The 17,929-nt window shown below is 42.7% G+C and carries 14 protein-coding genes and 1 pseudogene; 7 read left to right on the top strand and 8 right to left on the bottom strand.

Going from position 1 to position 17,929, the window contains the following annotated elements:
* Positions 1-1,108 precede the first annotated feature (1,108 nt).
* The 6 genes and pseudogenes from DP114_RS13305 to DP114_RS13280 form a co-directional block, all read right to left on the bottom strand.
* A complete protein-coding gene (locus DP114_RS13305; RefSeq protein ID WP_246163163.1) occupies positions 1,109-2,161 on the bottom strand; it encodes an N-acetylmuramoyl-L-alanine amidase in 1,053 nt (350 codons plus the stop codon).
* 1,160 nt (positions 2,162-3,321) lie between these two features.
* Positions 3,322-3,993 (bottom strand): PEP-CTERM sorting domain-containing protein, encoded by a 672-nt coding sequence (locus DP114_RS13300; RefSeq protein ID WP_169263742.1) that lies wholly within the window; start codon positions 3,991-3,993, stop codon positions 3,322-3,324.
* Positions 3,994-4,070: 77 nt separating this feature from the next.
* Entirely contained in the window at positions 4,071-6,827 is a 2,757-nt protein-coding gene (locus DP114_RS35950; protein WP_171976309.1) for an endonuclease/exonuclease/phosphatase family protein, read from the bottom strand.
* A gap of 335 nt (positions 6,828-7,162) precedes the next feature.
* A complete protein-coding gene (locus DP114_RS13290) occupies positions 7,163-9,667 on the bottom strand; it encodes a type I secretion C-terminal target domain-containing protein (protein WP_171976308.1) in 2,505 nt (834 codons plus the stop codon).
* Between the two features lie 839 nt (positions 9,668-10,506).
* Positions 10,507-11,663 (bottom strand): annotated as a pseudogene (locus tag DP114_RS36295) (WD40 repeat domain-containing protein); the annotation flags it as partial.
* A 22-nt stretch (positions 11,664-11,685) separates the two neighbouring features.
* The gene (locus tag DP114_RS13280; RefSeq protein ID WP_169263738.1) at positions 11,686-12,099 is read right to left on the bottom strand and encodes a hypothetical protein; all 414 of its coding nucleotides are present in this window, start codon (positions 12,097-12,099) and stop codon (positions 11,686-11,688) included.
* Positions 12,100-12,291: 192 nt separating this feature from the next.
* Here DP114_RS13280 and rseP point away from each other — a divergent pair, with 192 nt between their 5' ends.
* The 3 genes from rseP (at position 12,292) to rpsN (ending at position 14,485) form a co-directional block, all read left to right on the top strand.
* Positions 12,292-13,395 carry an RIP metalloprotease RseP gene (gene rseP, locus DP114_RS13275; RefSeq protein ID WP_169263737.1) on the top strand — a complete coding sequence of 368 codons (1,104 nt, stop codon included), beginning with the start codon at positions 12,292-12,294 and terminating at the stop codon, positions 13,393-13,395.
* Entirely contained in the window at positions 13,395-14,084 is a 690-nt protein-coding gene (nth, locus tag DP114_RS13270) for an endonuclease III (RefSeq protein WP_171976307.1), read from the top strand. The genes rseP and nth overlap by 1 nt, the downstream gene beginning before the upstream one ends.
* Positions 14,085-14,182: 98 nt before the next feature.
* Positions 14,183-14,485, top strand: coding sequence for a 30S ribosomal protein S14 (gene rpsN, locus DP114_RS13265; RefSeq protein ID WP_169263735.1), 303 nt, complete (start codon positions 14,183-14,185; stop codon positions 14,483-14,485).
* Positions 14,486-14,673: 188 nt separating this feature from the next.
* Here the strand turns inward: rpsN and DP114_RS13260 are convergent, their stop codons facing one another.
* Positions 14,674-15,003 carry a hypothetical protein gene (locus DP114_RS13260; RefSeq protein WP_169263734.1) on the bottom strand — a complete coding sequence of 110 codons (330 nt, stop codon included), beginning with the start codon at positions 15,001-15,003 and terminating at the stop codon, positions 14,674-14,676.
* Between the two features lie 179 nt (positions 15,004-15,182).
* On the opposite strand from DP114_RS13260, the gene DP114_RS13255 reads away from it, so the two are divergent.
* The 4 genes from DP114_RS13255 to DP114_RS13240 all read left to right on the top strand — a co-directional run bounded on the left by DP114_RS13255 (position 15,183) and on the right by DP114_RS13240 (position 17,707).
* On the top strand, positions 15,183-16,421 hold the full coding sequence (locus tag DP114_RS13255) for an RNA-guided endonuclease InsQ/TnpB family protein (protein WP_171976306.1): 1,239 nt from the start codon (positions 15,183-15,185) through the stop codon (positions 16,419-16,421).
* A 41-nt stretch (positions 16,422-16,462) separates the two neighbouring features.
* On the top strand, positions 16,463-17,038 hold the full coding sequence (aat, locus tag DP114_RS13250) for a leucyl/phenylalanyl-tRNA--protein transferase (RefSeq protein ID WP_171976305.1): 576 nt from the start codon (positions 16,463-16,465) through the stop codon (positions 17,036-17,038).
* Positions 17,039-17,121: 83 nt separating this feature from the next.
* Positions 17,122-17,535, top strand: a complete 414-nt coding sequence (locus DP114_RS13245) for a PIN domain-containing protein (protein WP_246163161.1) — start codon at positions 17,122-17,124, stop codon at positions 17,533-17,535.
* Positions 17,513-17,707, top strand: a complete 195-nt coding sequence (locus DP114_RS13240) for a hypothetical protein (protein ID WP_370460848.1) — start codon at positions 17,513-17,515, stop codon at positions 17,705-17,707. Before DP114_RS13245 ends, DP114_RS13240 begins: the two co-directional genes overlap by 23 nt.
* A gap of 7 nt (positions 17,708-17,714) precedes the next feature.
* Here DP114_RS13240 and DP114_RS36290 read toward each other — a convergent pair whose 3' ends face one another.
* On the bottom strand, positions 17,715-17,852 hold the full coding sequence (locus DP114_RS36290; protein ID WP_370469283.1) for a hypothetical protein: 138 nt from the start codon (positions 17,850-17,852) through the stop codon (positions 17,715-17,717).
* Positions 17,853-17,929 lie beyond the last annotated feature (77 nt).

Raw genomic sequence — 17,929 nt, 5'->3', positions numbered from 1 at the left:
TTTTCAGATAAGTAATAGTAAACAGTATCTCTTACTGTATACAACAAGCTGTAGAGTCATTATTCCAAACAGGAGGGTCAAACAAAGCGATGGGGCAAAGCCCCCGCAATCATCCGATGCTCCGTTCGCCGTTCGCCCAAGCCGCGTGCGCTCTGCGCTCAGGCGTGGCGTAGCCATAGGAGCCTTCATGGGCGATCGCCAAGACTTTAGGACTTACGCATTGACATAAAGCTCGCCCGGGAAAGTTTTATCCGGCAGACTTTACAAAAATCTGATTATACGCATCAGACGATTTGCTTTCCGTTCTTCTTTTATTAAATGCAAGCAAAATCAACTTATGCACTTTTGAGATAGAAATGGGAAATTTTTGCGCTCATCTGACTATTGTAAAACTGCACAAAACTAGACACGCTAATTTTTTACACATAATGGTTGATTTGTAAAGTACGCAAATCCTAAATTTTATGAGCGCGTTTTTCAATCTTGACCTACTCATCTAAGTAACTCCGGGCAAATATCAGTGTCAAAATTAGTATTCCTGGTGAATCTTTGTCCCCTGAATAGCTGTTCTATAAGAATTGGCACTGATGGTTCCACTTAATAATAATGCTTAATTTCAGACTTTACGCTTATTTATAAAAATATTTTTAAACATAGAAAATTGTAGACAGGAGATATCACCAGTAAAAATCTAGACCAAAATCATAAGATTGTTTAACATAATAAAAGACCCCACTAAATTGTGTGTGGTTGTGTGTTGTAAAACTTGGTTGATACATGGTCAGGGGGTTAGTTCCCTCGTGACCATTTTATTTTTGATTGCACATTCAGGGCCTTAAACTCTCATGCATCATAATTATTTAGAAAAATCATATTCAGAGTCATTAATTATGACTTGATACTGGGTAAAATGTTGCTTGAAATACACTTTTTCGGTATATTAAGTATTTTAAAGATAAAACTTCTATTTAATTTTTGTGAGAGTGCCTGCGCTGTACGCTTAAAAAACTCGCTACACTTTTATTCCTTCTTCGGTATTCCCTGTTTCGTGTTAAGCGTTCCCTACCTCAACTATGTTTCTATATCAGCAATATATTGATATAGATTATCAATTAATAGAAACTATCTTACGGAAAGAATGAAGTATCTTAAAAAACTTATTGAAATCAAAACTTCTGGGATCAATTCTTTGACCGGAACGATCCACACTTCGATGGGTCGTAATCCTCTCATCTGGAACATTACTTTGAGCCAGAAGCCAAGCCAGAGATTGGTATTGAGCCTCTGTATAGCCGGTGTGAGTAGGTTCGTTGTTCATGACGCCAGATGGTGGTGTTTCTAAACTGACGTGATAAGCGAAATTATTCACAGATGGAAAGAGCTGAGAATTTGTCTGAACAGTTTCTGCACCAAGCGCCCCATCAAACACCGAATGAGCCGCACCAAAGGCTCGCTTTTCTGGTGGGACTATGTAAACAACTGTCCCATCTAGGTTAATCATGGCGTGGTAGCTTGCTTGAATATTACTATCATCGTGAGGAGTTTGAAAAAAATTAATTACACTGGAGGCAGGTGCAGCGGTTTCATGAAGTACTATGATTGGTGAATTGTTGACTGGTTGACCATTAACGTCTGTTGCGAAGCGCTCTCCATAGTTAGTTGAGTTTGCCCAAGCAATCTCATATCTAGGTTTGTAAGCCCTAAAAGCTGCGGTAGTTTTGACTGTGGAAATACGAGCCTTCTGCAATTGGCTCTTTTGGCTGCTCTTGTGTTGAGGTTGAGACGTTGAATTTTGACCAGACAAAGGCGTCTTTGGACTTGGCGTTTTCGTTTGAGGTACGGGTTGGCTGTTTTGGTTGATTTTTTGTTGAGGTTGAGATGTTGAATTTTTACCAGACAAAGTCGTTTCCGGAATCAAGGCTGGGGTTTTGACTTGGCTGGGTGATTTTGAGTTTTTACTAGAGAGATCTGTGTTTTGATTTGCTGTTAGTGCTTTAACATGAGGTTGAAAATTAGAATAGTCACTAGAAATAGTGCTTTGTGGATGTGATGTTGTCTTCTCCTGCCAAAACTCGCTTTTTCCAATAAGCAGCCCCAATAACAGACCAACAAACACCATAATAACTAGGTGCCATCTAGTTGTCTTTATCTGAAATTTCATTTTTTTTATGATTCTGATAAATATTATTTATATCAATTGAAAGTTATTTCAATTGCCAAAAATAAGTTTGAATATGGTTTATGAATACACAATGACATACAAAATATTTATCTGTCTAGAGGTTTTTTTCCTAAAAATGCTGGGATCATATCGGTTTTACAAATACAGAGCTTTGCAGGGGGCATCCCAAATGTATAAATTTATTTTTCTTTTGTAGTGCCCAAGACAAAACCGGGGTGCGTTGTGTGGGATTTACAAGCAATTAAGCGAACTTGATATAGCAGTCGTCAGGTAGATTAAGACACGAAGTAATGATAAAACACGCTCACCAAGAGACTTTCAAGTCTGTTAAGCGTTAAGCGTTCCCTGCTATATAACTAAATATACTGAAAGCGAGGACAAATTTACAGGTAGAAAAAAAGAAAAGGAGCCTGTATTTGACGACAGACTCCCAGCAACTGAAAATTACACAAGTGCTAACAACTCTGATTACCGTTATGGAACCATTCGCACGACTCAAAGCATAAAGTTCGTGCTGCATATGAAAATTTGTGTCGATCCCATGATGCGATATTTGAGCTAACAGATGGGGTGACACTCAATACGGTTCGGTTAAAGGGAAAAGGAAAAGGGGAAGAAAAAACCTTTAACCCAAACCCAGTAACCTTTTGCCCAAACCCAATTCGCAAAGTGAAAAATGCTTATCACCAAGCGTATTGCGGTGACACTGACGCGCAAAGCTTACTGCTTGGCGGGGGTACCGTTTCACTTAAGGGTTGATGCAAATATACAGCACCTTCCCCCTCTCAGGGCTACGGTGTACACACAAGTTATCGAATTACCCAAAATTGTGGGAAAACCTCACCCTGCCCTGTTGGGCATCCCTCACGCCAGGTGCTACGGGCGGCACGTTATGTTCCTGTGCTTCCCCCCAAAAGCTGCGAAGTCGAGCCAGCGCCGTGCCAAGAGTTGTCTGAGCGGAGAGCAGCGCTGGATTCACCGCAACGCACTGGCTCTCCTTATAAAGGAGAGGGAAAAATTTTAGGGAAGCGAAAAGCGAACGTGAGGTGAAAAGCCAGATGTGTGTACACGATAGTCTCTCAGGGGGAAAGAATTTAAGACCAATCATTTGTATCACACATTTCAAGCAGTATCAAAACTTACCGAGCCTTACCAAATCTTCGGCGCATATTCGCACCCAATCCCAGTGCTGTCAGAGAACCCAAGATTGTGAGAGGTTCGGGAACTGGCGCTACGTTTGCATTACTGACAATCAATCGTGATGAGAAAGTAGCATCAGGTAGCCCATTAAAAGGACCATCGACAACGCCAATGCCGATGGTGTAGTTGCCCGCAGTTGAGAAGGTATAGTTGAAAGTAGAATTACCAAGCGTTAGAGGGGTGATGACTGAACCCGTTGTTGAGTTAACAATCGACACAAAGGCACGGTCAATACCTGGATCATCAAAGGTTTGAAAGTTTGAGTTAAAACTAAAAACATCTCCAGCTTGGAAGTTTCTCAAAATACTGATAGCAGACCCCTCAGCAATATCAAGACCAAGAGATCCCGGACTTAGACCCAAAAAAGTTTCTAACTGGTACGGAAAAAGTGGCTGATTTCCCGAGACATTATAGTTCGTACCGCCATCATCACCGCCATCTGCGTAAGCGTTAGTGATTGTAGCTTGAGTTGGAGTTACATTACCAACATCACCTCCTCTATTGAAACTCCTTAGGTCAACACTGGCAGCAAAAGATGGTTTTGCAATCGTGATACTACTTAAGCTGAATAAGCCCAAAGCTACAGTTTTCCAAAAAGTTTTAGCTGACATTGAAAACTCCGTTAATTTAGTTGATGAACTTTGTTGGTAGATGCCAGCACAAAAATGGTAATTGCAACCTTAAGCTTTTAAAACACGAAGTTACTAGAACTGTTGAGGTTACGCGTACCCAGAAGATTAACCGTGATAAATGGTCGGAAGATGTCTGCGCCTGTAGAACCATCTGCATCAATTTGTACGCTGAAGTTATTGGAACTAGTGCCTTGGACAACTTTGACATAGTTATCGGCAATAGCGTCAGTACCACCGTAGCCTCCTGAAATCAAACTACTTAGTAGTTGGGTGAAGACAATCTTGTCTTTGCCCACCTCAAAATCATTAATAGTGTCACCTTGGTCGCGTATACTTGTGTATACAAATTTGTCGTTGCCAGCACCACCAGTGAGGGAGTCTGCACCCGAACCACCGATCAGGACATCATTTCCAGAACCTCCAGTCAATGTGCCACGACCTGTTGTTGATGTATCCTTTATAGCTGGCAAATTAAAGCGAGCTACACTTGGGTCATGGTCACTCACTTGATCTGTAAACTCTGAGTTAATGTGAACAACATCGAACTCTGAGTTATTGTTCAAATTGCTACTAGCCAGAATGTGATCCAAAACTTGGGCGTTACCTACAACTTTGAAGGTGTAACGTTCGTTTTCAGGCAGGTTTTCAACGAGATCTGTGAGTCCAGCACTTTTTAGGATATTGAGTGGGTTAGAGAACTGGTAATCGTTCAAGTCACCCGCTACAACCACATTGGCGTTGGAGTCAGCAGCCAGAATGTTCTGAACAAAGTTTTTCACTATTGTCGCTTGCTGGTTGCGCTGTGTCTCGCTAGAGAGGGTTGGGGGTTGATTTGGTCCAAACAGGGGTTGGTCGCCACCTTTAGAGTTGAAGTGGTTAGCAATAACATATACACTTTGACCGTTGAAGGCAAATTCCCCAACTAAAGGCTTACGACTGCTGTTGAAGGCGGAGTTGGTGGGGTCAATAAGACCGGGACTATCAGAGAGTACAGGAACACCATTGACGTTGCTGACTGTAGTGCTGGAGGTAGAAGTCCCACCAGGACGATCTATAAAAGCGACGCGGTTGGGATTGAACAGGAAACCCACCCGGATATTACCACCCGGTTCACCACCATTGGTGTCGTCTACTGGATTAATCTGGCGATATTGGTAAGTGGGACCGCCAGCAGATGCGATCGCATTGATTAAAGTCTGGTAGGTTGTGCTAGCATCCACCACACTATCATTCGTTGGTCCATTGTTGTCCTGAATTTCTTCTACACTAATGATGTCTGGAGTCTTCAGGTTATTGACAATTGCACTAGCCAGACCGTTGAACTTAGCCGCACCATCACCAGGATCGAGGTTTTCGACGTTGAAGGTGGCAACTGTGAGTTTGTTGGGATCGACAGAAGTTAAACCAGTGACTTCTCTTGTGAGGTTGTTGGAAATGACAGTTGGTGCGGTGGTTGGCAATACTTCAAAGTTATTGAAGCTGTAGTCTACAACACCTGTAATTGTGCTCAGTTGAGCACCAACGTTAACAGTAGGCAAGTTGACCAGGGTGTCATCAATCTGAATCCGTTCTGGATTAAAATCATTTTGACTGATGATGCTACCGCCACGCGCAGTTCGTCCTGTGGCATTCACACCATTATCCGCCAGTACCCAGATTTCACCAAAACTGTTGGTAGGGCTAACTGTTACAGGATTGTTAATCTGTACGAGCATCCCTTCCAAGCTTTCGTAAAAGTCGATGCCATCTTGGGCAGGGTCGAAAGTTCCACTCGTTTCTACGTTGCTAGCATCGTTTTCAATCACCATGTTTGGAATTGTCCGTCCGCCATTACCTAGAACAATAGGACTAGGCAAAGGATTACCAGTTGAGACTGTGGTAATCGTTGGATTGGTAATCTCGGTGATAGTGAGGTTGTTTGCGCCAGTAGAACCACCAGGGCGAAACTCGGTTACTGTACCACTAACCAACACAGAGTTTCCGACAGCGACTGTTGGTGCAGAGTTGGTGAAGACAAAGATCCCTTCTGAGGTGGCATCATTTGTATCTGGGTTGGGGTCTTGGTAGTAAAAGCCGTTGGAACGTACAGTTGTGACTATACCAGGAACGTTACTAACCGTTTGACCGTTTAAAGGTGAGATATGTGCTGCACCTTGAATGTCATGGATGCGAGTAGAAGATGTGGGTGGTGGAGGAGGAGGGGCATTGGTTGCAGAGACAGAGAAGTCATCAATTCCCAAGCCGTGATCATTTCCAGTATCGTTTAAGTCTTGCCAGCGCAGCCAGATTTCTTGATTTGGGGCAAGGGTAAAACCACTTAAAGTAGAAGACAAAACAGTGCGACCGCCCGCTGCGTTACCATCTAATGCACCCGCAGTTGCTGTGGCAATGGGGCTGGTAAAGTCTAGTGTATTAAAGTCAGTCCAGCTACCCGAAGTGATATTGGTTGCGCCAATTTGATATTGAAAATCTAGTCTTTGTGGAGTTGTATTGCCGCCATTTCTCCACTCCTCACCCGTGTAGTTAATATTGAGTGCGTTAATTGTGTTACTGGTGTTATTGAGAAGACGAACTCCATAGTAAATCGTATCTGTGCTGCCAGACGCCACCGATCCCAAAGCACGTTCTGTACTGGCAGCATTACCAAAACTATAGAGTGACCCTGTATTGCTTGATCCAGTGCCTGCTGTGTAAGCTATTCTGTTAGAGTACCAGCCAGAAATAGTGGAGTCATCAGTCCATGTATTACTACCTGAGTTGGCTAACGAATCAAAGTTTTGAGAGTAAACACTACTCAAGTTAATTGGCGGCATGAAAAAACCTCGCTCTTAAGAGTGAATAATGGGACTTACGCAAAAACCCTTTTAAACTTTCTTACCTTTGTGCTCTTCGCGTCCTTTGCGGTTTATTTTTTTTATTAAACGAACCGCCAAGACGCCAAGGACGCCAAGAAAAGAGAGAAGAGGAAATTTCACGAATCATTTAGGACTGCGATATTAACCCAAGTTGCTAGTTATCAAAAAGCGCCTTATTTTAAGTACTAAATTCAAAAAAATGGTATTCTAAAGTACTCAAAAAGCTGCTTTATGTATCCTAACAATACGGTTTAGGATCACTAACTAGCAACTTACGTTATTAGTTTGAGTTGTTAGAAAAGGAAGTTTCTTGGATCGTTCAAAGTACCCGTACTTGTGGATGCCAAATTAACTGTAATAAAAGGTCGGAAAATATCTCCGCCTGTAGAACCATCTGCATCAATTTGTAAGCTGAAGTTGTTGGTACTACTGCCTTGGACAACTTTTACATAGTTATCGGCTATGGCGTTGGTGCCGTTGTATCCTCCAGAAACTAAGCTATCAAGCAGTTGAGTCAAAACAATCTTGTCTGTACCAATTTTAAAGTCAGTAATTGTATCGCCACTATCACGAATATTTGTATAGACAAATTTGTCATAACCAGCGCCGCCAGTGAGTGTATCTCCACCTACACCACCAATGATGGTATCGTTTCCTTCTGTACCAATGATGGTATCCCGACCGGAGGTGCCGTTGAAGACTTGACCAACGGTGTCGCCCAAGGTAACAATATCACTACGGAACTTTTTGAAATTGTTCTGCCCTAAATCTTTAGCGGCTGTTCCGTTGTTGTAGAAAACAGTATCACCGTTATCTGTCAACAATTGAAGTTGGCTGGTGCTTGTGAGATTATCGGGAACTGCAACAATAGACTCAAAGCTACCACCAGTATTTAGTGCTGTTAAATTTGCACTACGTAGTTCGGGAGCATCTGTTGGGTTACCTGTCCAAGTGAACAGGCGGAAATCATTGGGAGCAGTTCCTGTGGTAGAACCAGTAGAACCAGCAATAATGACGTACTGGTTACTCGCATTGCGTTGAATCTCGCGAATCCCGCGACCACCCAAGTCAAGTAAAATGGGAGCGCCAAAGGTTGCAGATCCCTGTGTACCGCCACCAGTGGAAGATAATAGGGATGTAAAGTTTGTGACTGGAACAATCAGCGCGTCGCTGCGGTTACTTGCAGGTTCAAGGGGGGCACGAAAAGCTACGTAAGCAGTGGTGTTATCAGGTGCGATTGTCAAACCTTCAATATTGTAACCGTTTATACTTTCAGGAATCACCCCAGGCGTAGCACTGGCAGTCAGTCCCAAGTAATTAGCACCCAATCCGTGACCGTTGTTCCTATCCCATGCGGTCACGTCTTGTTCTAGAAAGTCGTAACGTCCTTGGTAGCTGAGGGTAGTATTTGCACCTGTGCCTGATATCTGCGTTGCAAATAGGCGATCGCGGTTCGGTCTATAGTCACCGCTGGAGGAGTTGCTGTTGGAACCTGTCCAGTATATTGTGTTATTCAGACGGGTTGCAGCTTCGATGTCTACTTCTCTGAGTGCACCGCTACCACTAGTATCTGTGAGTCCCAGAGATGACGTGAAGTCGAAGCCATTGAGTGCTAAACCAGATTGATTGCGATCGTACAGCCGAAGCACTTGACTTTCATCATCGCCCACCAGCATGTAGTTGGAATCAATGGCGATCGCCGTCGATGCATCACTCGCACCCGTGTGAAAACGGGTAGTGTTAGGGGTAACCGAAGCTGCCGAAGCTGCATAATTAACTAAATAAGAATTGGTGTTAGTGCCATCGCTGACAGTAACTGTAACATCGGCAAAGCCTACACCAGTCGGATTAATCTTCAGATTGCGACTTGCACCGGTGCCACCGAGAGTTAAGTTAGCATTGGTGACAACGTTTTGATTGTTGCTAACTGCTGTGACTGTTAAGTTATTGAGTGGGGTATCGGCGTCTGCAATCGTGAAATCAAGTCCCAACGTTTTTGCTGGATCTGTAGGATCTGCGATCACACCGCTTACCGCCCCAGCAATTGTTGCTGGAAGATTCACAAAAGGTGAGGCAGTTGCTTCCTGAATAGTTGGTGCTGCACCACTACCACCACCACTGGTGAGGGTAATGGCAGAGGAGTTATTAGTTGCCGGACTGATGTTCCAGCTACGTGCTGTAGTGAAGGTATTTGTCGTCGTATTAAATGTACCATTAGCTACTATGACCTGGTTTGAACCAGGATCTGGTGCTAAGAAGCTGTTAGACTGAAGCTTTCCACCAGAATAGCGATCGTTTACAGGCAACTGATACCCTGTAGTACCGCCACTGACAACTGCATTACCCCCAGCAGAACCAAAAAAGATAGCGTCGGTAGGAACAGTAGAATTTGTGAGATTGCTGATATTGACATTAAACACTCCAACAGCATCAGCGTTGCTACCGCCATTACCCAGTACACCTCCTGAGTTAGCGTTACCAAAGCGATCGCCATTTGTTGTTCCCGTATTGATCGTGCGTACTTTTCTGCCAGTCGGTGCAAGTGAGGAACCACCAACATAAACAACATCACCCGCATTCACGACACCGCTTGTAATGTCAAAGCCATAAGTAAGATTACCACCTGCGATCCAGCCACTGGAAGTAGCTGTACCGTTGTCGGCAAAAACGACGCTATAGGGATTTGCTGAAAAATCAATCGTCTGAGTTGCTAGTAACTCGACATACTCGAAAGGTGAATCGTTTCCAGACGGGTTAGTAAATATTTCCGAAATTAATAAACCTGGGTTCGACGCCATAAGTGATCCTTGTTTGGTGTGTATAAGCGGGAGCGATCGCCTTAAAAAGCTACGGTGTATACACATCTCGTTCAAAACCTCACCCTCGCTTGAATCGGCGCTAAAATCTTTCCCTCTCCTTAGTAAGGAGAGGGATGCCCGATAGGGCAGGGTGAGGTTTTGCGCGAATGAGTGGGTAATTCAAGAACTTGTGTGTACACCGTAGCCTTCCTTAAAAAGGGGATAAATAGGTAAACGGGTTGATAGCCCCCCTTTTTAAGGGGAGCCACTGCGTTGGGCGGGTTTCCCGACTTGAAGCAAGTGGCGTGGGTTGGGGGGATCTTCTAACAGGAGTTGTAATCTCCCATATCAGGAGATTTCAATCACGAATTTGCTCAGACAATGACAACAGACGCCCAAGTAGCAGCGATAACATCTGCTGCTACAAGGCGATCGCCAATCATCGAAGAATAGTGGAATTTTGGTAGAGGCAGTCAACTGGTAGTTTCCAACTTTGCCTGGTTCTGGAGGTATAGATCCCTGTAGTTACACTAATACTTCCTAGTGTCAACTCATTTAATGTTTCAGTAAGCTACAAAGATTACGTTGTTTAAAATCTTACTGTATATAAAAGTGGGTAAGACTAACAAATAACATCTGTAGAGCTTTGGTAAACGCAATTACGTGTTATCACTTGCACAGTATAAAACTAATAGAAACAATTTAAGATTAACTCTGAGTTAAGTTAGTTTTAACAGTTAGCAGCTAAAAAATCAGTACCAAATTTGTCATAGCTTCACATCAAAAGCTAGTGGCGATACTTACATAGTTCGGGGAGTGTCAATCTTGCCGTTTATCCTTTAATTCTGAGTGCCAATGCCGTTGCAGAGAGTGCGATCGCGATCGCTAACATTAGGATTGGTTCTCAAGTAACCCCGGATTATATCACAATCGCGTCTCATAAGATTATCAAAATCTAAATTAGATAAAATAGAATTTAAATCCCACAAAATCACTGTGTTATCGGCACTCGCAGAAGCCAAGGTTTTGCCATCTGAGCTGAATGCTACGCTATAGACCACATCGCTATGCCCGATAAGGGTGGTCTTTTCTTGACCTGTACCCACATCCCACAGTTTGATGGTTTTGTCAAAACTTGCAGAAGCTAAGGTCTTGCCATCTGGGCTGAAAGCTATGCTCTTGACCTTATCGCTATGCCCGTTGAGGGTGGTCTTTTCTTGACCTGTCGCCACATCCCACAGTTTGATGGTTTTGTCAAAACTTGCAGAAGCTAAGGTCTTGCCATCTGGACTAAAAGCTACGCTATAAACCCAATCGCTATGCCCCTTGAGGTAGTCTTTTCTTGACCTGTCACCACATTCCACAGTTTGATGGTTTTGTCAAAACTTGCAGAAGCTAAGGTCTTGCCATCTGGGCTGTAACTCACGCTCATGACTGTATTGCTATGCCCTTTGAGGGTGGTCTTTTCTTCACCTGTAGCTACATCGCACAGTTTTATAGAGTCAGCACTTGCAGAAGCTAAGGTCTTGCCATCTGGACTAAAAGCTACGCTATTGACCGAATTGCTATGCCCGTTGAGGGTGGTCTTTTGTTCACCAGTAGCCACATCCCACAGTTTTATGGTCTTGTCCCAACTCGCAGAAGCTAAGGTCTTGCCATTTGGGCTAAAACTCACCCCAAGGACTGTACCGCTATGCCCGTTGAGGGTAGTCTGTTTATTTGTAGCGACATTCCACAGTTTTATGGTCAAGTCAGAACTTGTAGAAGCCAAAGTTTTGCCATCTGGGCTGAAACTGACGCTAGTAACCCCATCGCTATGCCCAGTGAGGGTAGTCTGTTTATCTGTAGCCACATTCCACAGTTTTATCGTCTGGTCAAAACTCGCAGAAGCCAAAGTCTTGCCATCTCGGCTAAAACTCACGCTATAGACCGAATTGCTATGCCCGTTGAGGGTGATCTTTTGTTTACCTGTAGTCACATCCCATAGTTTGATGGTAGTGTTCCCTGTTCCCTTATCTCTAACTAATATCGCCTTGAGTGATACTTCCTCCGCTAATGTCGTATGCAGAAACACCTTTGACATCTCCACCAATATTGATGTTTCCACGACTTTGGGATGCTTCGGCTTCAGCCAGAAGCTGAGTGACTTCGCTTTCTAACGTTGGATCTTCCTTGAATAACTTCTTAAGCTGCAGACGCAGTGCGGCTAAAGCATCTTCATCCTCAGGCGCTTGCGCTACATCTTGGACAGCTTCTTGGGCTGATGGTTTAGCTTCCACTTTAGGATGGAGTTTAACCCAAATCGCTTTCGCTTTTTCCCACGTATCTGCACCAAGTTTTTTTGCTGCTTCCTCTGCTGCTTTATCTCCTAGTTTGAGTAGGTAAGGCAGCAAAGGAGATAGAAACTTAGTTAGAACAATAACATCTATCATTAGTAAGAGATTTTACAGAGCATAGATAGTACTATTTAAATCTACACCTGCGTAAGTTGTGCTTTCGGAAAAGTTATAGCAATTTCCCTCAATTTGATGGGCGGTTTTTTCGTCCTTTGCAGCGTCGTGTCCTCTGGACACACCTTAAAATGAAAAGAAGTATCGCCCAATCAGTTCATTCATTGTTTATCTATGTCATTTCTTGCGGGTTTAGCAGCGATCGCAGTCTTGGCTGTTTTGATCCTGGTGCATGAGTTTGGACATTTCATTGCAGCAAGGTCCCAAGGGATTTACGTCAATCGCTTTTCTCTGGGCTTTGGTCCGGTGATTTGGAAGTATCAAGGAGTACAAACGGAATACGCTGTTCGTGCTTTTCCTCTGGGTGGGTTTGTCGGTTTTCCTGACGATGATCCAGATAGTGATATTCCTCCCAATGACCCAAATCTTTTACGTAACCGCCCTGTTTTAGATCGGGCGATTGTGATTAGTGCAGGAGTGATAGCAAATTTAATATTTGCCTACTTCCTGCTTGTAACACAGGTGGGTGTTGTAGGTGTAAACATACCGCAACCGGCTCAAAACGGGATTCTCATCCCAGAATTAATTTCACAACCAGTTTCAGTTGCTGCTAAAGCAGGTCTTCAGGCTGGAGATGTCATTTTAGCTGCTGATAACAAAACTTTTGGGACTTCTGAGCAAGAATTAAAAGCTTTCACAGAAATCGTCAAAAGTCATTTAGGCAAGCCAATTAATTTGACAATCGCCCGTGGCGATCAAAAACTGTCTGTGAATCTGACTCCTGAAGCTAATGCGAACGGAGAAGGTAGCATAGGTGTCCGTCTTTCTCCTAACCAGAAAATCGTGCATCGTCGCGCCACAAACCCCGTGGAAGCATTAAAAATTGGCGCTACACAATTTCAGCAGATTCTCATCAAGACATCTCAAGGTTTTGGACAATTAGTTACTAACTTCGGCGAAACAGCAAGCCAAGTCGCAGGTCCAGTTAAAATTGTCGAGATTGGTGCAACCTGGGCTCAGAATGATATCAGCAATTTGTTGTTCTTTGGTGCTTTGATCAGCATTAACTTGGCTTTCATCAACATTTTGCCTTTACCAGCTTTAGATGGAGGACAACTCGCTTTTCTGTTGATTGAAGGTTTGCGCGGTAAACCCTTACCGAATCGTATTCAAGAAGGTGTCATGCAAACTGGTTTGGTGATACTTTTAGGACTAGGAATTTTTCTCATCGTTAAAGAAACTACCCAATTGGAGTGGGTGCAAAGATTATTCCAGTAATGAGTATCCGCAAAAAGTCATCTCAGAAGCAACGGGCGCTAGAAATCCTAGTTCGCCTGAAGCGTCTTTATCCAGATGCAACTTGCTCTTTAAACTACTCAACCCCAGTACAGTTGCTGGTGGCTACGATTCTCTCAGCTCAGTGTACTGATGAACGAGTTAATCTAGTCACACCAGCTTTGTTTAGTAAATTTCCAGACGCAGCAAGTTTGGCGAATGCTGATTTAACAGAGTTAGAAACAAGCGTACGTTCCACTGGGTTCTATCGCAATAAGGCAAAGAATATTCAAGCTGCTTGTCGGATGATTATCAATGAGTTTGGCGGTCATGTCCCCAAGCAGATGGAACAGATGGTGCGCCTTCCAGGTGTGGCGCGAAAGACAGCAAATGTTGTGCTTGCTCATGCTTATGGAATTAATGCTGGGGTGACAGTGGATACTCATGTCAAACGTCTGAGTGAGCGTTTGGGGTTAACTGAACACACAGACCCCATCCGGATTGAACGAGATTTAATGAGTTTATTGCCTCAAGCAGATTGGGAAAATTGGTCTATTCGGCTGGTTTATCATGGTCGTGCGATTTGTAAAGCGCGATCGCCTGCTTGTGATGCTTGTGAATTAGCTGATCTGTGTCCTTCTGCTTTTAACGTACCACAAGTCACTGTCAAGGCAAAAATTAAGGAATTTTAGGAACATAGCCAAAAGACCTATCTAAAAGAGACTTTGGTCACTAGACGCGGGATTATATAGAATGGAAAATGCTGTCTTTAAAATGAATCACTGACATTATGGCAAAAAAGAGTTTGATTGAGCGCGAGAAAAAACGCGCCAGATTGGTGGCTAAATATGCTGAAAAACGCCAAGCACTGCTCGAAGAATTCAGAGAAACAGAATCTCCTGTTGATAAGCTCGAAATTCACCGTGAAATTCAACAGCTACCCCGCAATAGCGCTCCTACCCGCCACCGTAACCGTTGCTGGTTAACAGGTCGTTCCAGAGGAGTTTACCGCGACTTTGGGCTATCTCGCAACGTTCTGCGCGAATGGGCACACGAAGGTCTTTTACCCGGAGTTGTTAAGTCTAGTTGGTAGTTACTTAGTCATTAGGAGGCAGTGCGTTGCGGAGCCAGTGCGTTGCGGGGGTTCCCCCCGTTATAGCACCTGGCGTCGGGTTAAGCGCGTTGTAGCACCTGCCGTTCATTAGTCATTAGTCATTAGCTTTAGACAAAGAACCAAGGACTAATGACGAAGGACAACAGACATCAATTATTTATTGCCTATTATTGCCCACAACACTTGTCAATCCCCAAACTTTCTAGGAGTAAGTCGCTAACGGCGTTAGCAATAGCAAACTCTCCGTAGAAACTTTTGGAAAAATCAAACGACTGCATCTCTGTAACAATGGCAATAACCAGAGAACCCAAGTCGTTTTCTCCTTCCATACGTTGACGTACAAAAATTTGTCCAGCCCTTTCGGCGATTGTCTGATTAATTGCTTCCGGGATAAATTCTTCATCCAGCCACTGATGCAAGCGTTGCTGTAACCATTTTCCCTCAAGCATCGGATCTTGAGGTGGTGGTAGGGTGATGGGTGGAATGGGTTGCGTCATTTTCTTGTTTTTATATTAAAGATGTTCGTAGTACTCGCTTCAGCGCTGACTACAAACTATGTATTGGAAAACTGAAATCAGATTATAGACAAATAAGATCATATATAAACAATTCTATACGTGAATTGACTCGGTGCGGAAGTCAATGATAGTATTTGCGTACTAAAAAGATTCGTAAGATGCAGCTAGTCGAGCGCCACGTCATTAAGTCTAACCATCCTCACTATCAAGAAATTGATCAGTTATGTTTCGCAGCAAAAAACCTCTACAATTTTGCCAACTATCACATTCGTCAAGCATTTTTGAATGAAAAGAAATATCTCAACTACAATACAATAGATAAACAACTGGATTCGTCCGAACCTTATCGAGCATTACCAGCAAAAGTATCTCAACAGGTTTTATTAAGTTTGCATCGTGCTTGGTTAAGTTTTTTCGCAACAAATAATGCTTACCTGGAAAACAGTCAAGCCTTTTTAGGTAGACCAAAATTACCAAAATACAAACAGAAAGAAAAAGGTCGATATTTTCTTGTTTATACTGCCCAAGCGGTAAGTAAAACCCTCTTAAAAAAAGGTTTTATCAGTCTCTCGAAAACCGGGGTAAAAATTCCAACCTTCGTTGAAAGTGGTACACTGTGTCAAGTGCGGATTGTCCCGAAGTTAAATTATTACGTGATTGAGGTGATTTATGAAAAACAGGAAACTCTTCTAAATTTCGAGCCAAATCTGATTGCTGCGATTGATATTGGAGTTGATAATTTAGCGGCTGTAACTTCAAACAAGGTAGGGTTTGTCCCACTTTTAGTTAACGGCAGACCGTTGAAGTCAATCAACCAATATTACAATCAGCGCTCTTCTAAACTAAAATCTCAATTAAAAGGTTCGCAGCACACAAGTAAACGGATTCAACAGTTATCAAAAAAACGTAGTTTTCAAGTGGATGATTATCTGCACAAAGCCAGTAGATTAATTATCAACCACTTGATTGCGAATCAAATCGGCACTTTGGTAATTGGTCAAAATCCATTTTGGAAACAGCAAGTCCTTATGGGGAAACGAAACAATCAAAATTTTGTTTTTATTCCTCACGCTCGCTTTGTCGAATTGTTGAGTTACAAAGCGCGACTTGTGGGAATTAAAACGATTATTCATGAAGAGTCTTACACTAGTCTTGCTGATTTTCTCAAATTTGACCCAATTCCAGTATATGTCCAAGCTCACTGCAAACTAGTTACATTTAGCGGTAAACGTATTCAAAGAGGAGTTTACCGTTCTGGTACTGGTGTCTTGATTCATGCCGATGTCAATGCTAGTTTCAATATTTTGAGAAAAGTAATCCCGACAGCTTTTAGCCAAGGGATAGAGGGTGTTGTAGTTCGCCCAGTCAGCGTTACACCTGATAAACAAGCGGCATGAGATATTTGTCTATGCTTTTTGGAACTATATTCCTTATTTCTATGAAATATGATGTTGCCACTATTATTCAAGGCTATGCTCAAGGTTATTTTCTCATGGCTGATGAGAATGATGTCTTGGGGTGGTATGGGAGTCGCGATCGCACTCTTATTCCTTTAGATCAAAGATTTCGCTATCCCAAGTCCCTGCAGCGTGTTCTGAATCAAGAGCGTTTTAGCGTTGCGATTAACCGCAATTTCAAAGCCGTCGTAGCTGGATGCGCTAACCGAGAATCAACTTGGATTTCACCAGAGTTAAAACAGATTTATTGGGAACTTTACCAGACGGGGTGGGCGTACAGTTTTGAAACTTGGCAAGGGGATGAACTGGCTGGGGGAATTTTAGGAATTGTGATTGGGGGTGCTTTTATTGGCGAGTCAATGTTTTACCGCATCCCAGAAGGTTCAAAGGTGGCGATGGTGAAGTTGGTGGAACTGTTGCGCAAAAGGCGATTTGTGATGTTTGATGCTCAGACGATGAATCCCCATTTGGAGAGGTTTGGTGCTTATGGGGTGAAAGATGATGAGTACATGGTGTTACTTGATAAAGCTTTGCATCGTTCTTGTTCTCTACTTTAGAATACAGCATGAGTAAAATTTACAAAATTTATCTCGATGTTTGTTGTTTGAATTGAACTCTAGACAATTTCGAACAATTTCGGATGCGTATGGAGGCTGAAGCAGTAACGGAGATTATTCAAAATTGCGAAGATGGCAAGTGGATATTGATGAATAGCGATATTATTGAATTTGAAGTTAGTCAACATTCAGACTCATTTAAACAACAACAGGTCAAATCGATACTAAATTTAGCCAAGATTTATATTCAATCAACTGAAAATCTTGATTTGAGAGCAGAAGAATTAATGAAGTTGAGTTTTAAATTTCACGATGCGTTACATTTGGCTTTTGCAGAAGCTGGAGATCCTGATGTATTTTTGACGACTGATGATCGACTGCTTCGGAAAGCAAAAAAATTTCAAAGTATTTTGAACATAGAAGTCGAAAACCCTACGATTTGGTTAATGAATGTTTTGCAAACAGAGAATGATAATGATGAAACTGACGGAAATTAGGCAACAAGGATATAAAGCTCTTATTGATGCTTTAGGGGTAGCAGGAACGCTGAGATTTTTACAGCAATTAGAAGTGGGTTATGGTGACTATACCAGAGAACGTCATCAATGGCTCAATCAACTCACAATAGATGATTTCCGTAATTATGTTAAACAAAAAAAAGTTGAATAACAAACACTCATGCTGATGAAATTAAATTGGCTATTGAAGATAATTGGCGCTCGCCAGCCAGAAGTAACTGACGTAAAAATGATATATCTTCATCGGTTTGCTGTCCATTCTCAACTCGATACAGAATTTCTTGAATATGTTCAATATGTGTTATTGAATACTTGTGAACAATAGATTAGCAATTTGGTCAAAAGGCAATTAAGCGTAATCAGGTAGCCTAGT

Origin of the sequence: Brasilonema sennae CENA114 (assembly GCF_006968745.1) — a bacterium.
Taxonomy (GTDB): Bacteria; Cyanobacteriota; Cyanobacteriia; order Cyanobacteriales; family Nostocaceae; genus Brasilonema; species Brasilonema sennae.
The sequence above is the reverse complement of the archived record's forward strand: the minus strand, read 5'-3'. Positions and strand labels throughout refer to the sequence as shown.

Bases quoted from the DNA above. Each gene is read 5' to 3' on its own strand.
- aat (WP_171976305.1), top strand. From the start codon at position 16,463: ATGAAATATGATGTTGCCACTATTATTCAAGGCTATGCTCAAGGTTAT.
- DP114_RS13290 (WP_171976308.1), bottom strand. From the start codon at position 9,667: ATGGCGTCGAACCCAGGTTTATTAATTTCGGAAATATTTACTAACCCG.
- rpsN (WP_169263735.1), top strand. From the start codon at position 14,183: ATGGCAAAAAAGAGTTTGATTGAGCGCGAGAAAAAACGCGCCAGATTG.
- DP114_RS13240 (WP_370460848.1), top strand. From the start codon at position 17,513: ATGATGAAACTGACGGAAATTAGGCAACAAGGATATAAAGCTCTTATT.
- DP114_RS13245 (WP_246163161.1), top strand. From the start codon at position 17,122: ATGCGTATGGAGGCTGAAGCAGTAACGGAGATTATTCAAAATTGCGAA.
- DP114_RS13300 (WP_169263742.1), bottom strand. From the start codon at position 3,993: ATGTCAGCTAAAACTTTTTGGAAAACTGTAGCTTTGGGCTTATTCAGC.
- DP114_RS35950 (WP_171976309.1), bottom strand. From the start codon at position 6,827: ATGCCGCCAATTAACTTGAGTAGTGTTTACTCTCAAAACTTTGATTCG.
- DP114_RS13260 (WP_169263734.1), bottom strand. From the start codon at position 15,003: ATGACGCAACCCATTCCACCCATCACCCTACCACCACCTCAAGATCCG.
- nth (WP_171976307.1), top strand. From the start codon at position 13,395: ATGAGTATCCGCAAAAAGTCATCTCAGAAGCAACGGGCGCTAGAAATC.
- DP114_RS13305 (WP_246163163.1), bottom strand. From the start codon at position 2,161: ATGAAATTTCAGATAAAGACAACTAGATGGCACCTAGTTATTATGGTG.
- DP114_RS13255 (WP_171976306.1), top strand. From the start codon at position 15,183: ATGCAGCTAGTCGAGCGCCACGTCATTAAGTCTAACCATCCTCACTAT.
- DP114_RS13280 (WP_169263738.1), bottom strand. From the start codon at position 12,099: ATGATAGATGTTATTGTTCTAACTAAGTTTCTATCTCCTTTGCTGCCT.
- rseP (WP_169263737.1), top strand. From the start codon at position 12,292: ATGTCATTTCTTGCGGGTTTAGCAGCGATCGCAGTCTTGGCTGTTTTG.